Raw genomic sequence first — 20250 nt, 5'->3', positions numbered from 1 at the left:
GCTCGGACACCCAATGCCTGTAGCTACACACTTGATCGCCGCCGATGCGGAACCACTCGGCTCGAAGTCTCGACGGGTCTTATATGCAGCCGGCATCAACCACGCACTTCACGATGGCTATACCGATCTGATCTACGTTTTGCTGCCGATCTGGCAGCAAGAGTTCGCTCTCGGCTACGCGACATTGGCGTTGCTGCGGACACTTTACAGCGGGACGCTTGCGGCGCTTCAGGTTCCATCGACGCTGCTCGCGAGGTCGCTCGGTGCCCGCAACGTCCTCGTGCTCGGCACGCTGGTAAGCGGGGCAGGATATGCGTTCGCCGGTGCCTCGGGCGGTCTGTTAGCTCTGTGCGCCGCTTTGGCGCTCGGCGGTGCCGGTAGCAGCACCCAGCATCCACTCGCGTCGTCCTTGATTGCTCGTACCTATGGACGATCCGCCCGCGGCCCGCTCGGCACGTACAACTTCGCAGGAGATGTTGGCAAAGCGATCGTGCCTCCTTTGATCGGCTACCTGCTCACCGTGTGGCACTGGCGGTCCGCCCTATGGCTGATTGCCGGACTGGGCTTCGTCATAGCACTCGTTGTCGCGTATCTCCTGCCGACCGATCGTTCGTCTCAGCATCGGATGCGCGTAGACGCAACACAAGCAGTGCAGCCTGAAGGCCATCATCAAAAAGGGCGATTGGGGTTCGGACTTCTGGTGGCTATCGGCGTTCTCGACAACTCCGCTCGTCCTGCGTTTCTGCTCTACTTGCCGTTTCTTCTTCAGGAGAAGGGCGCAGCCCTGACGACGGTAGGGCTGGCATTGTCGTCGGTCTTTGTCGGGGGGGCATTGGGCAAAGCCGCCTGCGGCTGGCTCGGCGATCGGGTGGGTGTCACCCGCACTGTTCTGTTCACCGAAACCGGTACGGCGGTAACGGTCCTCGCTGCGATTGTCCTTCCGCTTGGGTCGGTGCTGTTCCTGCTGCCCTTGATCGGGGTCATGCTGAACGGGACGTCCTCCGTGCTGTACGGGACCGTCCCGGAACTGGCCCCAGGGGGCCGGGTCGAGCATGCCTTTGCACTGTTCTACACCTTCAGCCTCGGAGGAAGTGCGTTGGCATCTCCGCTTCTCTACGGCCAACTCGGGGACGCCTTCGGTCCGCACTGGGCGGCAACAGCTTCAGCAGCCACGGCTCTCGCCGTGATCCCTCTCATGCTGGCCCTGTCGCCGCGTCTCTCCAAATCCACGGTGCCATCGAAGACTTAATGAAGGGCTGATAGATCTGCGACCGGCACAAAAGCTCTGCGCCCGGTGACACGCGGTCCAACTCAAGCAACTGGCCCCCGTCCAGACCAGACAAGGCAGTGACTGTAACAGGAGGCGTGAGGGTCATGGCGGACGACAAGCGTGTTTTGAGCGGTCGGTGCCATTGCGGCGCGGTACGGTTCGAAGTGGTGCTCAGCGACGGCTTCGAATCCATCCGCCGCTGTACGTGCTCCTTCTGCCGCATGCGGGGCGCGGTCGTTGCAATGGCCGAGATCGGCGGGATCAAAGTCCGCCACGGCGAGGACGTTTTGACGAGCTACCGGTTTCACACCGGGTCGGTGCATCACTTCTTCTGTTCTCGTTGCGGGATCTATACGCACCATCAGAGGCGATCGGACCAGAACCTTTATGCCGTAAACGTGGCTTGCCTGAAGGGAGTAAGTCCGTTTGATTTCGCGGAGGTGCCTGTCATGGATGGCATCAATCACACTAGTGATACTGGCAAGCCGACACGCCGGGCCGGCACACTCCGCTTCATCGCATCTGATTGACTGTCGACGGTGATTGGGCAGCGCAGATCAGATCAGCCTCACTTCATTTGGCTTCAGACCGAGGTGATGAGCCATTCGGCGAGACAAAAATCCCGCAAAAGATAGACGATCTGCTTCGATGCCTAAAGACGCAGCAACGGCATCGACCGCTTCGGAGGGATCGCTCGTCACAATCGCATAGACGGGGCCATGGCAGCCCTCCGCGTTGACTGACGTGACGAGATACGCCTTGCGGCAGGTTAAGTGCGGCATCTCCCCTGGATGACGGACTTGCATGAAAGTTCAACGACTCCAGCGCGCATAGCAGGCGAACGGCCGCTTAGACCAAGGGCGACTTGCTCAGTTCCACACGTCAGCTTAGGTGCGGCGGCCGCAGTTTCTCCAAGGCTGTGGCACCTCCCAAAGCCACTTTGCCCCGCTGGCCTCAGGGCTGCGGGGCACTTTGTTCGCCCAAATGTTGTCCGACGGCTGATATGGACGCGAAACAGCTACACCCGATCAGAACCGATCGAGAGTTGGCCGACTGAGGGCCAGAACGAATTAGCTGGGCGCACTGCTGCCGGATTTATCGCCGTTGCGCCGTCCGCTTTCGAGAAGCGCGCAGCTGCGCGTGAACGACTTGGTTGGGTCGGACGCGGAACGTCTGCTTTCAAGCAGGTGGCCAACTTCCGCTCATGGTGCAACTGCGACCCACAAGCTGTACTTCTCCGACGTCCGCTTCGGAGAAAATGCCAGGATCTGCTGAGCGGTCGCAATGGGTGCTCAGTAGCCGTGATCTGGCGCTCTCACCGCCTAGCATCGTGACGGAAACGCTTGGCGCTGCGGCCATGGTTTTAGCTGCGCCATTCGAGAGGCGCGCACGAACCGCGTCTCTCAGAATGACCGAACTTGTCTCCAGCGGTCGCAATCACCGCTCGCGGAAATCTGAACATTCTCAGCGAGAATGGCGGCATTCATTGCTTGCAGAACCGGCGCGTTCTGTGGGCTGAAGCCCGCCGTGAGACCGCAGGCCCATTAGGCAAGCCGCCCGTCAGCTTCGAAATTCTGGACTAGGGAGTGAGCGAAGGCTGTTTCCGCTGGACTGCCTGGTGGAGCTGAGCGGGATCGAACCGCTGACCTCCGCAGTGCGATTGCGGCGCTCTCCCATCTGAGCTACAGCCCCATCGAGACGCCGGCCTTTTAGGCTTGAGCGCGTCGCACTGTCAATTGCCGCAAGAGCCCCTGGCCGCCCTTGGGACGTGCCTTTGCGGGTGTGCGGGCGCGTGGGTCAGCAAGCCTCGGATGAACGCTCTTCTCTGGCTCTTCAACACCATCATCCAGCTCTACATCTACATCCTGATCGCGAGCGCCGTGCTGAGCTGGCTCATCGCGTTCAACGTGGTGAATGTGCGCTCCCCCGTGGTCTCCCAGATCGGCGAGTTCCTGTATCAGGTGACCGAGCCGGTTCTGCGCCCGATCCGCAAGCTGCTGCCCAATCTCGGCGGCGTGGACGTGTCGCCGGTGATCCTCATCCTGCTGCTGCTCTTCGTGCAGAAGCTCGTGACCGATCTGGTGATCCAGCTCGCCTACTGAGTGCGCGAACGCCCCGTCACAACTTTTCCGGAGAAAGCGCCCCGGTCGGATGTTCTATGAGAGCGTCGCGACGCAAGCCTCTCTCCGCGCGCCGTAATTCCCAGGACGACGAGACGCATGAAGACCAATCCGGGCCGCTTCTTCGAGGATTTCCGTCTCGGCGAGACCATCCGCCACGCGACGCCGCGGACCGTCACCACCGGTGACGTGGCGCTCTACACGGCGCTGTACGGTCCCCGGTTCGCGGTGCAGTCCTCCGATGCCTTCGCCAAGGCGATCGGCTACCCGGCGAGCCCCCTCGACGACCTGCTGAGCTTCCACGTCGTCTTCGGCAAGACCGTGCCGGACATCTCGCTGAACGCCCTGGCCAATCTCGGCTATGCGGAGGGCGGCTTCCATCGGCCGGTCTATCCGGGCGAGACGCTTTCCACCGTCTCCGAGGTGATCGGACTCAAGGAGAGTTCCAACAAGCAGACCGGCGTCGTCTACGTGCGCTCCACCGGCTCGGATTCCGCGGGCAAGACCGTGCTCAGCTATTGCCGCTGGGTGTTGGTGAAGAAGCGCGATCCCGAGGCGAAGATCGTCGAGGAGCGCGTGCCCGAGCTCGCCAAGGTGGTCGACCCGGCCGACCTCGCTCACTCGCTGCCGCCGCTCTCGGCACAGGCCTACGATGTCGACCTCGCCGGCAGTCCCTACCGCTTCTCGGACTACGTCGCCGGCGAGCGCATCGACCATGTCGACGGGATGACGGTCGAGGAGGCGGAGCACCAGATCGCCACGCGCCTGTTCCAGAACACCGCGAAGGTGCATTTCGATGCCCACGCCACGAAGGAGACGCGCTTCGGCCGCCGTCTGATCTATGGCGGTCACGTCATCTCGCTGGCACGCGCACTGAGCTTCAACGGCCTGGCCAACGCCTTCGCGCTCGCCGGCATCAATGCCGGGCGCCACGTGGCGCCGCTCTTTGCGGGCGACACGGTCTATGCCTGGAGCGAGGTGCTGGAGACGGCCGAACTGCCGGGCCGCACGGATGTCGGCGCGCTGCGCCTGCGCACCGTCGCCACGAAGAACCAGCCCTGCGGCAATTTCCCCGACCGCCAGGGCGATGGCTACGATCCGGCCGTGATCCTGGACTTCGACTACTGGGCCTTCATCCCGCGCTAGATCACGCTGCGTTTTGACGGCACCCGTCAAAACGCAGAAAACGTAATCGATTCAATGCTCTAGAATCCGAGCGCGCCAAGTACGGCGAGCCGCAACGGGTTCGCCGGATTGGAGAGCAGGCGCACGGCCATCGCGCAGGCGATGACAACGATGAGCGGGCGGATCAGGCGGGCTCCGAGCTTCACTGCGAGCGCCGATCCGGCCTGCGCGCCGATGAAGGCACCGACGGCCATGGCGAGGCCCACGGGCCAGACGACCACGCCCTGGGCCGCGAAGAGTGCGAGGCCGCCGAGATTGCTCGCCGCGTTGGACAGCTTGGTATGCGCCGTGGCGCGCACCACGCCCAATCCCAGCAGTGTGACGAAGCCGATCATGTAGAAGGAGCCGGCGCCGGGCCCGAACACCCCGTCGTAGAAGCCGACAGCGGGTGCCAGCGTCATCGCGAAGAGCGTCGGCGTCATCCGGGCCGTGGCGTCCTCGTTGCTGATGCGGCGTGCCGTGGCGAAGTACAGCGCGATGCCGACGAGCAGGACCGGCACGGCCGCGTCGAGGGCGCCGCGCGGCAGCAGGCTCACGCAGAGCGCGCCGATCACCGAGGCGGCTCCGGCGGCGATGGCGGCGGGGGTCGCCTCCGGCCAGCGGATGAGGCCTCGGCGCGCGAAGGCGATGCTGGCCGAGACCGAGCCGGCACTGCTCTGGAGCTTGTTGGTGGCGATGGCGCTGACCGGGTCGAAGCCGGCCAGCAGCAAGGCGGGCAGCGTCAACAGCCCTCCCCCGCCGGCGATGGCATCGAAGCAGCCCGCCACGACGGCGACTCCGAACAGCCCGGCGAGCGTGCCGGGATCGACGCTGGCGATCATGCGCAGGGCCGATCAAGTGACGGGACGACGTTCACGGGGACGAGACTCCAGGCCAAGCAGGGCGCGCCTGCCTTAGACCGTGTCGCCTGCGACGGGAACGCCGTGTCGCGTCAGGAAGCCCTGCGCAGCGTCCGTTTGCTCGCCGATGCCGTCTGATCGACCGCCAGGCGGTTCGCGAACTCCGCCGGCTCCAGGCCCTTGCCGTAGCGGAAGCCCTGGACGAGGCGGCAGCCCATGGCGAGGAGAGCAGCCTCCTGTTCGGCCGTCTCGATCCCCTCGGCGATCACGTGCAGTCCGAGCCCCCGGCCGATATCGAGCAGACCTTTGACGATCGCCGCATCGAACGGGTCGGTGAGGATGTCGCGCACGAAGCTGCGGTCGATCTTCAGCTTGGTCAGCGGGAAGCTCTTGAGCATTGACAGCGAGGCGAAGCCGGTCCCGAAATCGTCGAAGGCGATGCCGACGCCGCTATCGTTGAGATTGCGCAGGGGGCGCAGCATGTGGTCGTCCGGCCGGAGCGCGATCGTCTCGGTGACCTCGATCTCGATGTCCTTGGGAGCGAGCCCGTGCCTGTCCAGGGCATCTTTGACCACCTCTTCGAGGGTGCCGGCGCGCAACTGTGCGGCGAAGAGATTGACCGCGACGGGCATGGCCGGGAGCCCGGCGGCGCGCCAGGCCGCGGTCTGGCGGCAGGCCTCGTCGATCGTCCACCAGCCGATCGACAGGGCGAGAACGCTGGATTCGATGGCCGACAGGAACTCGCCCGGCATCACCAGCCCGCGCTCGGGGTCCCGCCAGCGCATCAGGGCCTCGCAGCCGCAGATGCGGCCCGTCTCCAGGTCGACCTGGGGCTGGTAGTGCAGTTCCAGTTCCTGGCGCTCGACCGCGATCCGCAGCCGGTCGAGCAAGCTGCGGCGCGCGGCTTCCGCGCTGCGCATGGCGGGTTCGAACAGCCGGAAGCAGCGGCCGCCGTCGCGTCGCGCTCGGTCCAGGGCAAGGTCCGCGCTCGCCAGCACTTCCTCGGGATCGCTCCCGTGGATCGGCGCGAGGGCCGCGCCGATCGCCACGCCGACATGGAGGGGGTGATCGCCCACCTGGATCGGCTCCGCAAAGGCCGAGACCAGGGCCTGAGCGCAGTCCTGGGCCGCCGCGGGATCGGCTTGTCCGCGCAGGATCACCGCGAGTTCGTCGCTGTGGAGGCGCGCCAACAGGGCGCCGGGATCGAGGCGGGCGGTCAGCCGGACGCAGAGGGCTTCGAGTAGCGCGTCGCCGATGGCATGGCCGAGATTGTCGTTGGCGCCGCGCAGTCCCTCGATGCCGAGCACCAGGGCAGTCGCCTCCCCGCCGCTCGCCTGGATGGCGGTGAGCTCTTCGATGACGCGGTTGCGGTTCGGCAGGCCCGAGCGCGGATCCTGGTGGGCGAGACGCAGCAGCCGGGCATCCCGGCTCCGGCGCTCCGAGATGTCCCGGATCGTGGCGCCGATGGCGATGCCGGCGCTGCTGCGCCAACTCGACAGCGACAGCTCGACGGGGATCTCGGCGCCATCCCGCTTCACTGCGGTGACCTCGACGGTCTTGCCGGCGAGACGCGGGGTGCCGCCGGCCACCATGGCGGCCATGCCGGCCGTGTGAGGGCCGTGGAACCGTGCCGGCACGATGGCCCGAACGTTGAGGCCGAGCATCGCGCCGGGCTGATAGCCGAGCATCCTCTCGCAGGCCGGGTTCGCGAAGGTGATCGCGCCGACGCCGTCGGAGATCAGCAACGGCGATTGGGTCGAGCTGAGGAAGCCGTGGGCTTGGTCGTAGAAGGCGCCCCTCCCCTCCGCTTCGAGGATCTCGACGACGATCCGTGCGACGCGGTTCAGCCGTGCCCGTGCACGGCCCGAAAAGACGCCGCGGGCCGCGCGGTCGGCGACCGAGACCCAGCCGAGGATGTCGCCCTTCTGACCGATCAGCGGGATGCCGACATAGAATCGCAAAGAGGGTTCGCCCGACACGAGGCGATGCGTTGAGCGGACGGGATCGGCCAGCGTGTCGTGGACGATCACCGCGCCGTCGAGTTCGAGCCCTCGCGGGCAGCTGCCCAGCGCCTGGGCGAAGCCGTCGATATCGGGAAGCGCGCTGCAGCCCTTGAGCCATTGGCGGCCGCCGACGAGGGAGAGCGCGGCGATCGGCGCGTCGGCAATGTCCGCGGCAAGCCCGAGCAGCCGGTCCACATGCGGCATGTCGGCGGCAGCCGGCATCGCGACGGACGCGTGATCCGGCTCCTGCCGCTGCGGCGACCCGCATGCTTTGGTTGTCATCCGACCGGCTGAACAGCCCGGTCCGGAGGCGTCGTCGAGCATGCCCGGTGCAATCCTCGCCGTATCGTCGGCGGGGATACAATCCCTGGTGCACACTTTTAAATGGTTAAGACGTCACTTCTAATCCGTCGCCGTGTTCAAGATTTATCAGCACCTATCTTGAGTATTGGCGGATCTGATCTTGCGCGGTCCGGCTCGATGACCGCTCTTGCGTATTTGGTATACCAGAAATGGTGAGCGCTGATCTGGTTCTGGAAGCTAAAGCGATTCGTTTTTCAAAACGATTTGATACGGGTGCCACGAGCCCCGCGCGCGCTGGATGCGCGCGGGGCCGGAGGGGTCAGTTCCGAACGATCACCTTGGTGCCGACGCGGACGCGATCGTACAGGTCGACGACGTCCTTGTTGGTCATCCTGATGCAGCCTGACGAGACCGCCGCGCCCATCGTCTCGGGCTCGTTCGAGCCGTGGATGCGGTAGAGCGACGAGCCGAGATACATGGCGCGGGCACCGAGGGGGTTGTCCTGGCCGCCGGCCATGTAGCGCGGCAGATCGGGACGGCGGGCGAGCATCTGCTGCGGCGGGCGCCAATCCGGCCATTCCTTCTTCATGGTCACGGACTTCACGCCCGACCATGAGAAGCCCTCTCGGCCGACGCCGACGCCGTAGCGGACCGCTTCGCCGCCACGCAGGACGTAATAGAGCCGGCGCTCACGGGTCGAGACCACGACGGTGCCGGGCTTCTCCTTGCCGCGCCATGCGACGGTCTCGCGCGGGATGGCCTGCGTCTTGAAGATGTTCATGAAGTCGGCGAGCGGCCCGCTGTCGAGCGGGTTGGCGCTGGCTTCGGGCGCTGCGCCCAGGCAGAGCATCGCGGCGATGCCGGCGGATGCCATGGTGTGGCGAAGGTTCATGCCGATGTGCTCCTCGTCGGTCCGGGGCGCGCAGCCGCTTTCGAGGCCGGCGCAAGCCGTCCTTGAATGCCAGCCGAGTTGGGGCAGAAGGGAGGCGCCGCTGTGCGCTTCCGGCAACAAGCCCGGCGAAACGTCGCATCGGACAGGAGCGATCGGGCTCTGCGGCAACCATCGGCGATGGCTCGGGCAGAATGTCGCAACGGGTTGCGCCGGGGAAGAATCCTCCCCAGTGTTCTGACCCGTGACGGCTACGCTCCTATCAAGACGGACGGGCCGGGCCTGCTGCGCGCTGTTCGCCCTGCTCTGTCTCCTGATGACGGCCTTGTTCGCTCTGGTCGACGCCTCCGCGTCGAACCTCGGCGCCGCGGGCGATTTCCGCACGACTGCCGCCATCTCCAGCTCCGACCGTCAGGCTCCGCCCGTCTTCGCGGACCGCAACACGTCCGATGCCGACAACCCGTTCGAGCACGGCCGTCTTCCGGTCGGCGGTGCCGGTGTCACGGTTCCGCAAGCGATCGCGCGCAAGCCCGTGGTGGACGGCGTCGCTGGCCTCGTCTCGGCCGAACTCTCCCTGCCCGAACGGCCACCACGGGTCTGATCCCGTCGCGCGGACCCTGCCTCGGCCTCACGGCCGGCGTGGGTGCTCCGGCCACGCCGTCGTGGGATCGCCAAGATCTCTCGTCATTCTGCGATACCGGCCGCTCCATCCACGATGGCACGGTTGGCGCATGACGACGGCGCGTTCCGAACGCCCGCCCGACCGTCGACGGCTGGGCCTAACCAGATATCGGCCTCGCGGATCGTCGCGCGCTTCCTTCGGAGCGCCTCCCGCGGGTCTCGGCCATTCGGATTCGTGGAGGCCGCGCGCCTCCCACTGAGCGTATCGCAGGAGCGAACCCATCGTGACGTCGTCCCGCCAGAGCCCTCGCCGAGCCGCCCCCAGCGGCTGGACCTGGAGCGCCACGCTCGCTGCAAGCGTCGTGATGGTCGCCCTCTCGGCCTGCAACGAAAAGCAGGCTGGTTCGCCCGTTCCGACGCCGCCGCCGGAAGTCAGCGTCATCAAGGTGAAGGCGCAGCCGATTCCCTACCTGCGCGACCTGCCGGGCCGCGTCGCGCCGATGCGGATCGCGGAGGTGCGCTCGCGGGTCTCGGGCCTCGTCATCAAGCGCCTGTTCGAGCAGGGCAGCGCGGTGCGCGAGGGCGACATCCTCTACATGATCGACCCGGCCCCCTATCAGGTCGAACTCGCCAGTGCGGAGGCGGCACTCGCCCGCACCGAAGCCGCGCTAGTGCTCGCGACCCAGCAGGCCGACCGGCTGGAGACCCTGCTCGCGCGCAACACCGCGAGCCAGGCGCAATATGACGCCGCCGACGCCGGCCGGAAGCAGGCTGCGGCCGAGGTCGCGGGCGCGAAGGCGACGCGCGACCGCGCCCGGCTCAACCTGTCCTGGACCGACGTGCGCGCGCCGATCTCCGGCCGCATCGGCCGCGCGCTGCTCACGGAGGGAACGCTGATCGAATCCGGCGCCACCGGGGTGCTGGCCACGATCCAGCAGCTCGACCCGATCTATGTCGACATCACCCAGTCGGTCGGCGAGCTGAACAAGCTGCGCCGCGACTTCGCCAGCGGCGAACTCGCCCGCCTGTCGCATGATTCCGCCAACGTGCACCTGATCATGGACGATGGCAGCCTCTATGGCTCGGCCGGCCGGCTCCTGTTCTCGGACGTCACCGCCGATCCGAGCACCGGCCAGGTGACGCTGCGCGTGCAGATCCCGAACCCGCACGACGAGCTTTTCCCGGGCATGTATGTCCGCGCGCGGATCAAGCAGGGCATCGACTCGGACGGCATCGCGGTGCCGCAGCAGGCAATCCAGCGCACCAACGAGGGCAAGCCCGAGGTCTGGCTGGTGAAGCCCGATGGCCAGGTGATGCTCCAGCCGATCGAGGTCGGGCCGGTGGTCGATGGCAACTGGGTCGTGCGAGACGGTCTCGAGCCTGGGCAGAGCGTCGTGGTCGAGGGCTTCCAGAAGATCGTCGCCGGCATGAAGGTGAAGCCGCTGCCCTGGAAGACGGAGGCGCCTGCCGGCGAGAAGCCGCACGATGCCGACGCCTCCGACAAGGACACCGCGTCAGGCGACAAGCCGAACCAGCCCGTCGCTCAGGCCCGCTGAGGACGCGCAGATACCATGGCTCGCTTCTTCATCGACCGGCCGGTCTTCGCCTGGGTCGTCGCGCTCTTCATCATGCTGGGCGGCGCACTCGCGATCCCGCAATTGCCGGTGGCGCAGTATCCGATCATCGCCCCGCCCGCGATCGCGCTGAACACGCAGTATCCCGGTGCTTCGGTCGAGAATCTCTACACCGGCACGACGCGTCTGATCGAGGACGAGCTGAACGGCGCGGCCAACATCCTCAGCTTCGAATCCGCTTCTGACGGCTTTGGCGTCATCGAGATCACCGCGAACTTCCGGCCTGGCACCGACCCTGGCTATGCGGGCGTCGAGGTCCAGAATCGCCTCAAGCGCGTCGAGGCACGCCTGCCGGCGGAAGTGCGCCAGCAGGGCATCCTGGTCGAGGAAGCCTCGGCCGCCACGCTGAACATCATCACGCTGGTCTCGACCGACGGGAAGACCGACGAGGTCGGCCTCGGCGACTTCCTGATCCGCAACGTCATCAACGAGATCCGCCGCATTCCCGGCGTCGGCCGCGCCACGCTCTACTCGACCGAGCGCTCGCTCCGAATCTGGATCGACCCGGACAAGCTGCGCGGCCTCTCGCTGAATGCCGCCGATGTCACCAAGGCGATCGGCCGCCAGAACGTCCAGATCGCCTCCGGCGCCGTCGGCGCGCAGCCGAGCCCCGAGAGCCACGCGGTCAACTACCCGATCGTGGTCAAGGGCCAGATGACCGAGCCGGAGGCCTTTGGTGCCATCGTGCTCCGGGCCAATCCCGACGGCTCGAACGTGCGCCTGCGCGACGTGTCCCGCATCGAGCTCGGCGGCGACGACTACAAGTTCACGACCCGCCTCAACGGCGGTCCGGCGGCCGGCATCTCCGTGACGCTGGCGCCCGACGGCAACGCGATGGAGACCGCCAAGGCCATCCGGAAGAAGATGAACGAGCTGTCCCAGTTCTTCCCGGATACGGTGAAGTGGGACATTCCCTACGACATCACGCCTGCGGTCGAGGCCTCGATCGAGAAGGTGCTGCACACGCTGGTCGAAGCGGTGGTACTCGTCTTCATCGTGATGTTCGTGTTCCTGCAGAACATCCGCTACACGCTCATCCCGACCATCGTCGTGCCGATTGCGCTGCTCGGCACCTGTACGGTCATGCTGCTCGCCGGCTTCTCGGTGAACGTGCTGACGATGTTCGGCATGGTGCTCGCCATCGGCATCCTCGTCGACGACGCCATCGTCGTCGTGGAGAACGTCGAGCGCATCATGAACGAGGAAGGCCTCCCGCCAAAGGAGGCCACCAAGAAGGCGATGGGCCAGATCACCGGCGCCATCATCGGCATCACGCTGGTGCTGATCGCGGTGTTCATCCCGATGGCGTTCTTCCCCGGCTCCGTGGGCATCATCTACCGGCAGTTCTCGATCGCGATGGTGACCTCCATCGCCTTCTCGGCGCTGCTTGCCCTCTCGCTGACCCCTGCCCTCTGCGCCACGCTGCTCAAGCCCATCGAAAAGGGCCATGGCCACGCCAAGGGTGGCATTTTCGGAGCGTTCAACCGCTTCGTCGACCGGGAGACAGCGCGCTACAGCCGCGGCGTCGGCGGGTTCATCAAGAAATCCGGCCGGGTGATGTTGATCTACGTCGCGCTGGTCGCGGGCGTCGGCTTCGCCTTCGTGCGCATGCCCGAGGGCTTCCTGCCGCTGGAGGACCAGGGCTTCTTCACCGTCGACATCCAGACGCCGCCGGGCTCGTCCTACAACCGCACCATCTCGGCGGTGAAGAAGGTCGAGGATCACCTGATGTCGCAGCCGGGCGTCGCCACGGTGACGATGATCAACGGCTTCTCGTTCTCGGGCCAGGGCCAGATGACGAGCCAGGCCTTCGTGACGCTCAAGCCCTGGTCAGAGCGCGACAAGAGCCAGTCCGCCGCGAACCTCGTGAAGGGCACCAACGAGGCGATGGCTGGCTATCGCGACGCGGCCTTCGACGCGCAGGAACCGCCGCCGATCGACAATCTCGGCAACGCCGCCGGCTTCTCGTTCCGGCTGCAGGATCGGGCGCAGAAGGGCTACACGGCCCTGCTCGCGGCGCAGGACCAGTTGCTGTCTCTCGCCAAGAAAAGCCCGGTCCTCGTCAAGATGAAGATCGAGGGCTTGCCGCCGGCGCCGCAGGCGGAACTCGTCATTGATCGCGAGAAGGCGGCTGCCCTCGGTGTGAACTTCGAGGACATCAACGAAACGATCCAGGTCAATCTCGGCTCGGTCTACGTCAACGACTTCCCCAATCGTGGGAAGATGCAGCGCGTCATCGTCCAGTCGGACGACCTCCAGCGGCTCGGCGCGGCGGATCTGCTGAACTACGCGGTGAAGAACGCGCAGGGCACCATGGTGCCGATGTCGTCCTTCGCTGACCTCAAATGGAACGTCGGGCCTGCGCAGATCGTCGGCTTCAACGGCTACCAGTCGGTGCGTTTCACCGGCGAGCCGGCCCCCGGCTACACCTCCGGCGACACCATCAAAGAGATGGAACGGCTGATGACCTTCCTCCCGAAGGGCTTTGGCTATGCCTGGACCGGCCAGTCGCTGCAGGAGAAGGAAGCGGGCTCGCAAGCGACGCTTCTGCTCGCGCTCTCGGTGCTGATCGTCTTCCTGTGCCTCGCGGCGCTCTACGAGAGCTGGGCGATCCCGTTCTCGGTGCTTCTGGTGATCCCGCTCGGAGTGATCGGCTCGGTGGCGGCGGTGTATCTGCGCGGCATGCCGAACGACGTCTATTTCAAGATCGGCCTCATCACGATCATCGGCCTCTCGGCCAAGAACGCGATCCTGATCGTGGAGTTCGCGAAGGACCTCTGGAAGCCGGGCACCTCGATCGTCGAGGCGACGATCACGGCGGCACGCCTGCGCTTCCGCCCCATCGTGATGACCTCGCTGGCCTTCATCTTCGGTGTGGTGCCGCTGGCCATCGCGAGCGGCGCCGCCTCCAAGAGCCAGCAGGCCATCGGCACCGGCGTGATGGGCGGCATGATCTCGGCGACCGTGCTCGCCGTGCTCTTCGTGCCGGTGTTCTTCGTGGTGGTGATGCGGCTGTTCAAGCGGAAGGAGGTTGCCGCTGGGGAGCAGGCTGAGGGCGAGCCGGCACCTGCCGGGCATCCGGTGCCTGCCGAGTGACGGCGGGGAGTGGGCGCTCCGGCGGCCCACTCCACCATGCTTCGCAGGGCTCGCCTCGTCTCTTGGCCGCGGTACCGGGCCGGATCGGCTCGAGCGTGGAAGTGTGTCCGGCGGCCGCAGGATCGAATTCCGAACGGCCTGGGCGACGGCCCGGCGCGCGCGCAGGTTCAACCTTTCATAAACCATGCCGCGGCCGAATGGTGCGCTGCAGCGATCCATGTGCGCCAGCGCAAGTCCATCGCGTAAAGCCAAGCCTATGACCGCCGCTCCTCCCGAGCGGAAATAAGGGTCATGCGGTACAAGGTTCTTCTGGTGCTCACGCTGGTTGCGTTCGTCCTCGGGGGCCGCGCTCCGGGTATGCGCGAACTGCGCAATCCCGATGCGGAGCATGTCGGAATGGGCCGTGCCGCGGTGGCGCTGAAGCGACACGTCGTCTGAGGCCTCGTACCTCTCGGCTTTTTCCGCTGGCGGCCCTAAGCCTCGTCGGATGCAATGGTCCGACGACGGCCTGGTGATCGGCCTGCGCAAGCATGGCGAGACGGGCGTCATCCTCGAACTCATGACGGCAGAGCACGGGCGCCATCTCGGCCTCGTCCATGGCGGCCGTTCGCGCCGGATGCAGCCGATGCTCCAGCCGGGCAACACTTTGCACGCGACCTGGCGCGCGCGGATCGACGAGTCGCTCGGCTCTTACACCGTGGAGCCGGCGAGCCTCGTCGCCTCGCGACTGATGGGTTCGGCGCTGGCCCTGTACGGCATCGGCCATATGGGCGCGCTGCTGCGACTGCTGCCGGAGCGCGACCCACATCTCGGCCTCTACGATGCGGCTCAAGTGCTGGTGGAGCATCTCGGCGATCGCAGCATCGCGCCGGCTCTGATGGTGCGCTTCGAGCTGGCCCTGCTGACCGAGCTGGGATTCGGCCTCGACCTCTCGAACTGCGCCGCCACCGGCGTCAACGACGCGCTGATCTACGTCTCGCCGAAGACCGGACGCGCGGTCAGCGCCTCTGCTGGGGAGCCCTATCGCGATCGTCTTCTCAAGCTTCCCGCTTTCCTACGCGACCGCAGCGGCGTACCGAGTGACGAGGAGATCGCACAAGGCTTCCGCCTGACCGGCTATTTCCTGGCCCAGTACATCTGGGAACCACGCGGGCTGCAGCCCGCCAAGGAACGGGCACGATTCATGGCCGCCGGGAGCGAGACCACGGCGTGATGTTCATGCTATGTTCCATGTGAAACATCGACTGGGGTGAAGGATGGGCGAGGCTTTCGAGCCGCCGGGTAGTGACGGCAACGATGGCATCCAGAGCGTCGAGCTGAAATCGGCGCTCGAGGACCGCTACTACGCCTATGCGCTTTCCACGATCATGCACCGGGCGCTGCCGGATGCCCGTGACGGGCTGAAGCCGGTGCATCGGCGCATCCTCTACGGCATGCGCCTGCTGCGGCTCGATCCGACGGCCGCGTTCAAGAAATGCGCGAAGATCGTCGGCGACGTGATGGGTGACTTCCACCCGCACGGCGACCAGGCGATCTACGACGCGCTGGTGCGTCTCAGCCAGGATTTCGCGCAGCGCTATCCGCTGGTCGACGGCCAGGGCAATTTCGGAAACATCGACGGCGATGGGCCGGCCGCCTACCGCTACACCGAGGCGCGGCTCACGGAAGTCGCGCGCCTGCTGCTCGACGGGATCGACGAGGACACGGTCGATTTCCGCGCCTCCTACAACGGCGAGAAGGAAGAGCCGGTCGTCCTGCCGGCGGCCTTCCCGAACCTGCTGGCGAACGGCTCGCAGGGCATCGCGGTCGGCATGGCGACCTCGATCCCGCCTCACAACGCGGCCGAGCTGTGCGATGCCGCGCTCTACCTGATCCAGAACCGCGAGGCGACGTCGGAGCAGCTCTGTGACCTCTGCGTGCAGGGGCCAGATTTCCCGACCGGCGGCATTCTCGTCGACAGCCGCGAGTCGATCCGCGAGGCCTACCGCACCGGGCGCGGTGGTTTCCGCGTGCGCGCCCGCTGGATGAAGGAAGACCTCGGCCGCGGCACCTGGAACATCGTCGTCACCGAGATCCCCTACGGCATCCCGAAGTCGCGTCTCATCGAGAAGATGGCCGAGCTGCTTCAGGAGAAGAAGCTGCCGCTGCTCGCCGACGTGCGCGATGAATCGGCCGAGGACGTTCGCGTGGTGCTGGAGCCGCGCTCGCGCAGCGTCGACCCGGTGACGCTGATGGAATCGCTGTTCCGGCTGACCGAGCTGGAAGCGCGCATCCCGCTGAACCTCAACGTCCTGGTCGGTGGCCTCGTGCCGCGCGTGATCGGGCTGGCCGAGTGCCTGCGCGAATGGATCGACCATCGCCGCGTCGTCCTGCAGCGCCGCTCGACCTTCCGTCTCGGGCAGATCGACCGCCGCCTCGAAATCCTCGGCGGCCTGCTCATCGTCTATCTCGACCTCGACGAGGTGATCCGCATCATCCGCGAGGAGGACGAGCCGAGGCCGGCGCTGCAGAAGCGTTTCGAGCTCACTGAACTCCAGGCCAACGCCATCCTCGACACGCGCCTGCGCAGCTTGCGCAAGCTCGAAGAGATGGAGTTGAAGCGCGAATTCGACGACCTCACCAAGGAGAAGGCCGGGATCGACGAGCTTCTCGGCTCCGAGAAGCTGCAATGGGCCGACATCACCAAGCAGATCCGCGCGGTGAAGAAGACCTTCGGGCCCGACACCAAGATCGGCAAGCGCCGAACGACGCTGGAGAACCCGCCCGACACCGCCGGCATCGACTTCACCGCTGCCATGGTCGAGCGCGAGCCGGTGACGGTGATCGTCTCGCAGAAGGGTTGGATCCGCGCGCTCAAGGGCCATGTCGCCGACCTGTCGGGTGTCGCCTTCAAGGGCGACGACGCGCTGAAGGTCGCCTTCCCGAGCGAGACGACGGCGAAGGTGCTGGTGCTCGCCTCCAACGGCAAGGTCTTTACGCTGGATGCCTCGAAACTGCCGGGTGGCCGCGGCTTCGGCGACCCGATCCGCTTGATGGTCGATCTCGACGACGGCACCGAGATCGTCGCGGCCCTCCCCTACAAGCCGGAGAGCCGGCTGCTCATCGCCGGGACTGACGGGCGCGGCTTCGTCGCCCCGGCCGACGCGCTGATCGCCAATACCCGCAAGGGCAAGGGTATTCTCGGCCTCGACGACGGCGCCAGGGCGGCGTTCATCGTTCCTGCGGAGGGCAGCCACGTTGCGGTCTGCAATTCCGAGAAGCTGATGCTGGTCTTCCCGATCACTGAGCTTCCGGAACTCGCCCGTGGAAAGGGCGTGCGGCTGCAGCGCTGCCGCCAGAGCGAGCTAACGGATGGCTGCGTCTTCTCGCTCACCGAGGGCCTGCCCTGGCGCGAGGCTGGCGGCGCGGCACGGCTCGCCAATGCGCAGGTGCTGGAGAAGTGGCTCGGACACCGCGCCGAGGTCGGCACTCTGATGACGCGCAGTTTTCCGAAGTTCGAGCGCTTCGGAAAATAGCGATCGATCGTCGGACGGGCCGCCTCATGTGCCAGCGAGCACGGCGGCCCGGTCCGATGAACGGTTAAGCCTTCGTTCATGGCAGGACGCGAACCGCGGAGGGGCGCCATGAACAAGAGTTTGAAAGTCACCGTCGCAGCGTTGGTCTTGGCTGGGACCGTCTCGATTCCGATGGCACAAGCAGCGACGAGCAAGCGCGAGTTGGCGCGCACCGAGGCGCCGGCCAAGGCCGAGACTTGCCGGCCGAAATGGCCCTACATCGTGCTCACCTGCGTCGCTTGAGAGCCCGCTTCGTCATCGCGAGCGAAGCGAAGCAATCCAGAGCCAACGCACTGACGTCGCGGGTGCGGCCCTGGATTGCTTCGCTGCGCTCGCAATGACGGCAAGGCTCTTCAATCCGGCAGCCCGAACACGATCACTGCGCCGCCCTGGCGAAAGCCCCAGATCTGACTGCCGCCGGCCGCGACGGCCACGTACTGCTTGCCGTCGAGGGCGAACGAGATCGGCGGCGCGTTGACGCCGGCTCCGCAATTGAAGCGCCACAGTTTCTCGCCGCTCTTCGCATCGTAGGCCGCGAAGTCGCCGTTGCCCTCGCCGTTGAAGACGAGACCGCCCTTGGTGGCGAGCACGCCGCCGACGAGCGGGTCCGGCGTCTTCTGCTGCCAGAGGATCTTTCCCTGCGCCTTCAGGTCGATGGCGGAGAGCAGGCCGTACTGGCCCGCGGTCGCCGGCTCGATGTTGAAATAGTGGACCGGCGGCTTGCCATCGACCTGCGGCAGCACCTGCGCCCGATAGGTCGACGGCCAATGCATGGCGGCGAGGTAGACGACGCCCTTTTCGGCATCGACCGAAGTCGGCGACCAGTTCACGCCGCCGCCCACGCCCGGCGCGATCACCGTGCCCTCCAGGCTCGGCTGCTGGAACAGGTTGGTCTGCGGCACGAAGGGCTCGGACTTGAAGAGCAGCTTGCCCGTCGCCCGGTCGTGGACGAAGTACCAGCCGACCTTGCTGGCCTGGCCGACGACCGGCGTCGACTTGCCGCCGATATCGAGGTCGAACAGGACGGGAGGGCTGGCGACGTCGTAGCCCCAGAGGTCGTGCGGCACCTGCTGGTAATGCCAAACGATCTTGCCGGTCTTCGCCTCCAGCGCGACGAGGGACGAGGTGTAGAGGTTGTCGCCCGGCCGGCTCTCGCCGGCGGCCTGCGGCGATGGGTTGCCGATCCCGAAGAACAGCAGGCCGGTCTGCGGGTCGAGGGCCGGCGCGTGCCAGATCGAGCCGCCGCCGTAGCGCCAGGCATCCTTGTGCTCGGTCACCGCGGCCTTCTCGGCCGCGATGTCGCGATGCATCGGCACGCCGTAATCGGTCTGATTGACGAAGCTGCCTTCCCAATCCTGACGCGTCGTGTCGAACTGCCAAGCGAGCTTGCCCGTCTGCGCATCGAAGGCGGCAAGGAAACCGGGGCGGCCGTAGCGTCCGGCCACGCCGATGACGGCGCCGAGGGGAGCGCCCGGCCGGTCGCTGTCGAGATGCAGGCCATAGCCGACGCCGGTGATGCCGATGATCACCTTGCCGTCGAAGACCAGCGGCGCCGAATTTGCGCCGAGTCCGGTCGCGCCCGAGACCTTGCCCTTGAGGGCCGGGTCGGAGCCGGTCAGCGCGCTGCGATCCTCGCTCGGGCCTTCGGGCTCGGAGGCGTCGGCGAGCGGAATGTCCCAGGAGACCTTTCCGGTCGTCTGGTCGAGAGCGATGAGCCGCGCATCGACGGTGGCAACGAAGACCTTGCCATAGCCCAGCGCCACACCGCGATTGGCCGGGCCGCAGCAGAGCTTTTTCGTGCGGGCCTTGTGCTCGTAGCGCCAGAGCTCGCGGCCGGTCCGAGCGTCCACCGCCATGACGTGCGAGAACGGAGCCGAGACGTACATCACCCCGTCAGCGACCAGCGGCGTCGTCTGGAATGTCGCCGCCGTGCCGGTCTGGTATATCCACTTCGGGACGAGCGTCTTGACGTTGCCCGTATCGATCGCGTCGAGCGGCGAGAAGCGGCGATCGGCGTAGTCTCGGCCCGGCAGCAGCCAGTCGGACGTGTCCTTGTCCGCGCCGACGAGCCGGGCATCGTCGACGGGTGCGGCGACGACGGGAGCGCTCAGAAGCAGGATGGCGGCGAAGAGACCTGCGAGGCGGTCGGCGAGGCGTGACACGAAGGCGCTCTCCCTGTTGCGGCTTGGAGCGCCTGCCCGATCCGGGCCGAAACGCGCCGCTTCGGCGCGATCATCCGCGGCGACTGCCGCGGGTCAATCATAACTTTCGGCCACCACGGTCCTCGGCGGCCGGATCGATGGTGCTGATCAGCGGCGGCGGAACTGCTGGCCACGCTGCGGCGGACGCGGGCCGGAGGCGCGCTCGTCCTTGTGGCGGAACACGAGGCGGCCCTTTTCGAGGTCGTAGGGCGACATCTCGACGGTGACGCGGTCGCCCGCCAGGGTCTTGATGCGGTTCTTCTTCATCTTGCCGGCGGTGTAGGCGACGATCTCGTGCCCCTGGTCGAGCTGCACGCGGTAGCGCGCGTCCGGAAGGATCTCGATCACGAGACCGTCGAACTGCATCAATTCTTCTTTCGCCATTCAACCTGTCTCCGGCCGGATCGCCGTCACGGGCGCATCGGCTGCATCGAAATCATCACTGCCGTAAAACACTCGACCGTGCGGGTCCGATCCGTGGAGGCGCAGCCAGAACGAGCGAAAGGGTGATCTAGTCTTCGCGCACCGTGCGTGC

At 66.4% G+C, this 20250-nt stretch carries 17 protein-coding genes and 1 tRNA gene; 11 read left to right on the top strand and 7 right to left on the bottom strand.

What is annotated here, in order from left to right; all coding sequences use genetic code 11:
• Positions 1-13: 13 nt before the first annotated feature.
• Together GGR33_RS10925 and GGR33_RS10920 are read left to right on the top strand one after the other, a co-directional pair.
• Entirely contained in the window at positions 14-1249 is a 1236-nt protein-coding gene (locus GGR33_RS10925) for an MFS transporter (RefSeq protein WP_183504859.1), read from the top strand.
• A 125-nt stretch (positions 1250-1374) separates the two neighbouring features.
• Positions 1375-1800, top strand: coding sequence for a GFA family protein (locus GGR33_RS10920; protein WP_183504857.1), 426 nt, complete (start codon positions 1375-1377; stop codon positions 1798-1800).
• 27 nt (positions 1801-1827) lie between these two features.
• Here the strand turns inward: GGR33_RS10920 and GGR33_RS10915 are convergent, their stop codons facing one another.
• On the bottom strand, positions 1828-2076 hold the full coding sequence (locus tag GGR33_RS10915; RefSeq protein ID WP_183504854.1) for a hypothetical protein: 249 nt from the start codon (positions 2074-2076) through the stop codon (positions 1828-1830).
• Between the two features lie 810 nt (positions 2077-2886).
• Positions 2887-2962 (bottom strand) — tRNA-Ala (locus tag GGR33_RS10910).
• 119 nt (positions 2963-3081) lie between these two features.
• On the opposite strand from GGR33_RS10910, the gene GGR33_RS10905 reads away from it, so the two are divergent.
• A complete protein-coding gene (locus GGR33_RS10905) occupies positions 3082-3372 on the top strand; it encodes a YggT family protein (protein ID WP_183504852.1) in 291 nt (96 codons plus the stop codon).
• A gap of 117 nt (positions 3373-3489) precedes the next feature.
• Complete coding sequence (locus GGR33_RS10900) at positions 3490-4536, top strand: MaoC family dehydratase (protein ID WP_183504850.1); 1047 nt, start codon at positions 3490-3492, stop codon at positions 4534-4536.
• A gap of 59 nt (positions 4537-4595) precedes the next feature.
• On the opposite strand, the gene GGR33_RS10895 is transcribed toward GGR33_RS10900, so the two are convergent.
• From GGR33_RS10895 to GGR33_RS10885, 3 genes are all read right to left on the bottom strand, one after another.
• Positions 4596-5396, bottom strand: coding sequence for a TSUP family transporter (locus GGR33_RS10895; RefSeq protein WP_183504848.1), 801 nt, complete (start codon positions 5394-5396; stop codon positions 4596-4598).
• 110 nt (positions 5397-5506) lie between these two features.
• Positions 5507-7699, bottom strand: a complete 2193-nt coding sequence (locus tag GGR33_RS10890) for a putative bifunctional diguanylate cyclase/phosphodiesterase (RefSeq protein ID WP_246412949.1) — start codon at positions 7697-7699, stop codon at positions 5507-5509.
• A gap of 340 nt (positions 7700-8039) precedes the next feature.
• Positions 8040-8594, bottom strand: coding sequence for a L,D-transpeptidase (locus tag GGR33_RS10885; protein WP_183505115.1), 555 nt, complete (start codon positions 8592-8594; stop codon positions 8040-8042).
• Between the two features lie 259 nt (positions 8595-8853).
• Here GGR33_RS10885 and GGR33_RS10880 point away from each other — a divergent pair, with 259 nt between their 5' ends.
• The 7 genes from GGR33_RS10880 to GGR33_RS10850 all read left to right on the top strand — a co-directional run bounded on the left by GGR33_RS10880 (position 8854) and on the right by GGR33_RS10850 (position 17757).
• Entirely contained in the window at positions 8854-9210 is a 357-nt protein-coding gene (locus GGR33_RS10880) for a hypothetical protein (protein ID WP_183504846.1), read from the top strand.
• A gap of 385 nt (positions 9211-9595) precedes the next feature.
• On the top strand, positions 9596-10786 hold the full coding sequence (locus GGR33_RS10875) for an efflux RND transporter periplasmic adaptor subunit (RefSeq protein WP_183505113.1): 1191 nt from the start codon (positions 9596-9598) through the stop codon (positions 10784-10786).
• Positions 10787-10801: 15 nt separating this feature from the next.
• Positions 10802-13960, top strand: coding sequence for a multidrug efflux RND transporter permease subunit (locus tag GGR33_RS10870; RefSeq protein ID WP_183504845.1), 3159 nt, complete (start codon positions 10802-10804; stop codon positions 13958-13960).
• Between the two features lie 291 nt (positions 13961-14251).
• Positions 14252-14398: a hypothetical protein gene (locus GGR33_RS10865; RefSeq protein WP_183504843.1), complete on the top strand. Its 147-nt coding sequence runs from the start codon at positions 14252-14254 to the stop codon at positions 14396-14398.
• 49 nt (positions 14399-14447) lie between these two features.
• The gene (gene recO, locus GGR33_RS10860) at positions 14448-15173 is read left to right on the top strand and encodes a DNA repair protein RecO (protein WP_183504841.1); all 726 of its coding nucleotides are present in this window, start codon (positions 14448-14450) and stop codon (positions 15171-15173) included.
• A gap of 43 nt (positions 15174-15216) precedes the next feature.
• The gene (parC, locus tag GGR33_RS10855; RefSeq protein ID WP_183504839.1) at positions 15217-17475 is read left to right on the top strand and encodes a DNA topoisomerase IV subunit A; all 2259 of its coding nucleotides are present in this window, start codon (positions 15217-15219) and stop codon (positions 17473-17475) included.
• Positions 17476-17583: 108 nt separating this feature from the next.
• Positions 17584-17757 (top strand): hypothetical protein, encoded by a 174-nt coding sequence (locus GGR33_RS10850; RefSeq protein WP_183504837.1) that lies wholly within the window; start codon positions 17584-17586, stop codon positions 17755-17757.
• 110 nt (positions 17758-17867) lie between these two features.
• On the opposite strand, the gene GGR33_RS10845 is transcribed toward GGR33_RS10850, so the two are convergent.
• Together GGR33_RS10845 and infA are read right to left on the bottom strand one after the other, a co-directional pair.
• Positions 17868-19676 carry a pyrroloquinoline quinone-dependent dehydrogenase gene (locus GGR33_RS10845; protein ID WP_183504835.1) on the bottom strand — a complete coding sequence of 603 codons (1809 nt, stop codon included), beginning with the start codon at positions 19674-19676 and terminating at the stop codon, positions 17868-17870.
• Between the two features lie 147 nt (positions 19677-19823).
• Positions 19824-20099 carry a translation initiation factor IF-1 gene (gene infA, locus GGR33_RS10840; RefSeq protein WP_147081632.1) on the bottom strand — a complete coding sequence of 92 codons (276 nt, stop codon included), beginning with the start codon at positions 20097-20099 and terminating at the stop codon, positions 19824-19826.
• Positions 20100-20250: the final 151 nt, after the last annotated feature.

The sequence above is a fragment of the Methylobacterium brachythecii genome, assembly GCF_014196345.1.
Lineage (GTDB): Bacteria > Pseudomonadota > Alphaproteobacteria > Rhizobiales > Beijerinckiaceae > Methylobacterium > Methylobacterium brachythecii.
The sequence above is the reverse complement of the archived record's forward strand: the minus strand, read 5'-3'. Positions and strand labels throughout refer to the sequence as shown.

Coding starts and splice junctions, on each gene's coding strand:
- parC (WP_183504839.1), top strand. CDS start 15,217: ATGGGCGAGGCTTTCGAGCCGCCGGGTAGTGACGGCAACGATGGCATC.
- GGR33_RS10885 (WP_183505115.1), bottom strand. CDS start 8,594: ATGGCATCCGCCGGCATCGCCGCGATGCTCTGCCTGGGCGCAGCGCCC.
- GGR33_RS10850 (WP_183504837.1), top strand. CDS start 17,584: ATGAACAAGAGTTTGAAAGTCACCGTCGCAGCGTTGGTCTTGGCTGGG.
- GGR33_RS10915 (WP_183504854.1), bottom strand. CDS start 2,076: ATGCAAGTCCGTCATCCAGGGGAGATGCCGCACTTAACCTGCCGCAAG.
- GGR33_RS10905 (WP_183504852.1), top strand. CDS start 3,082: ATGAACGCTCTTCTCTGGCTCTTCAACACCATCATCCAGCTCTACATC.
- GGR33_RS10895 (WP_183504848.1), bottom strand. CDS start 5,396: ATGATCGCCAGCGTCGATCCCGGCACGCTCGCCGGGCTGTTCGGAGTC.
- GGR33_RS10925 (WP_183504859.1), top strand. CDS start 14: ATGCCTGTAGCTACACACTTGATCGCCGCCGATGCGGAACCACTCGGC.
- GGR33_RS10920 (WP_183504857.1), top strand. CDS start 1,375: ATGGCGGACGACAAGCGTGTTTTGAGCGGTCGGTGCCATTGCGGCGCG.
- GGR33_RS10870 (WP_183504845.1), top strand. CDS start 10,802: ATGGCTCGCTTCTTCATCGACCGGCCGGTCTTCGCCTGGGTCGTCGCG.
- GGR33_RS10875 (WP_183505113.1), top strand. CDS start 9,596: ATGGTCGCCCTCTCGGCCTGCAACGAAAAGCAGGCTGGTTCGCCCGTT.
- GGR33_RS10890 (WP_246412949.1), bottom strand. CDS start 7,699: ATGACAACCAAAGCATGCGGGTCGCCGCAGCGGCAGGAGCCGGATCAC.
- GGR33_RS10900 (WP_183504850.1), top strand. CDS start 3,490: ATGAAGACCAATCCGGGCCGCTTCTTCGAGGATTTCCGTCTCGGCGAG.
- infA (WP_147081632.1), bottom strand. CDS start 20,099: ATGGCGAAAGAAGAATTGATGCAGTTCGACGGTCTCGTGATCGAGATC.
- recO (WP_183504841.1), top strand. CDS start 14,448: ATGCAATGGTCCGACGACGGCCTGGTGATCGGCCTGCGCAAGCATGGC.
- GGR33_RS10865 (WP_183504843.1), top strand. CDS start 14,252: ATGCGGTACAAGGTTCTTCTGGTGCTCACGCTGGTTGCGTTCGTCCTC.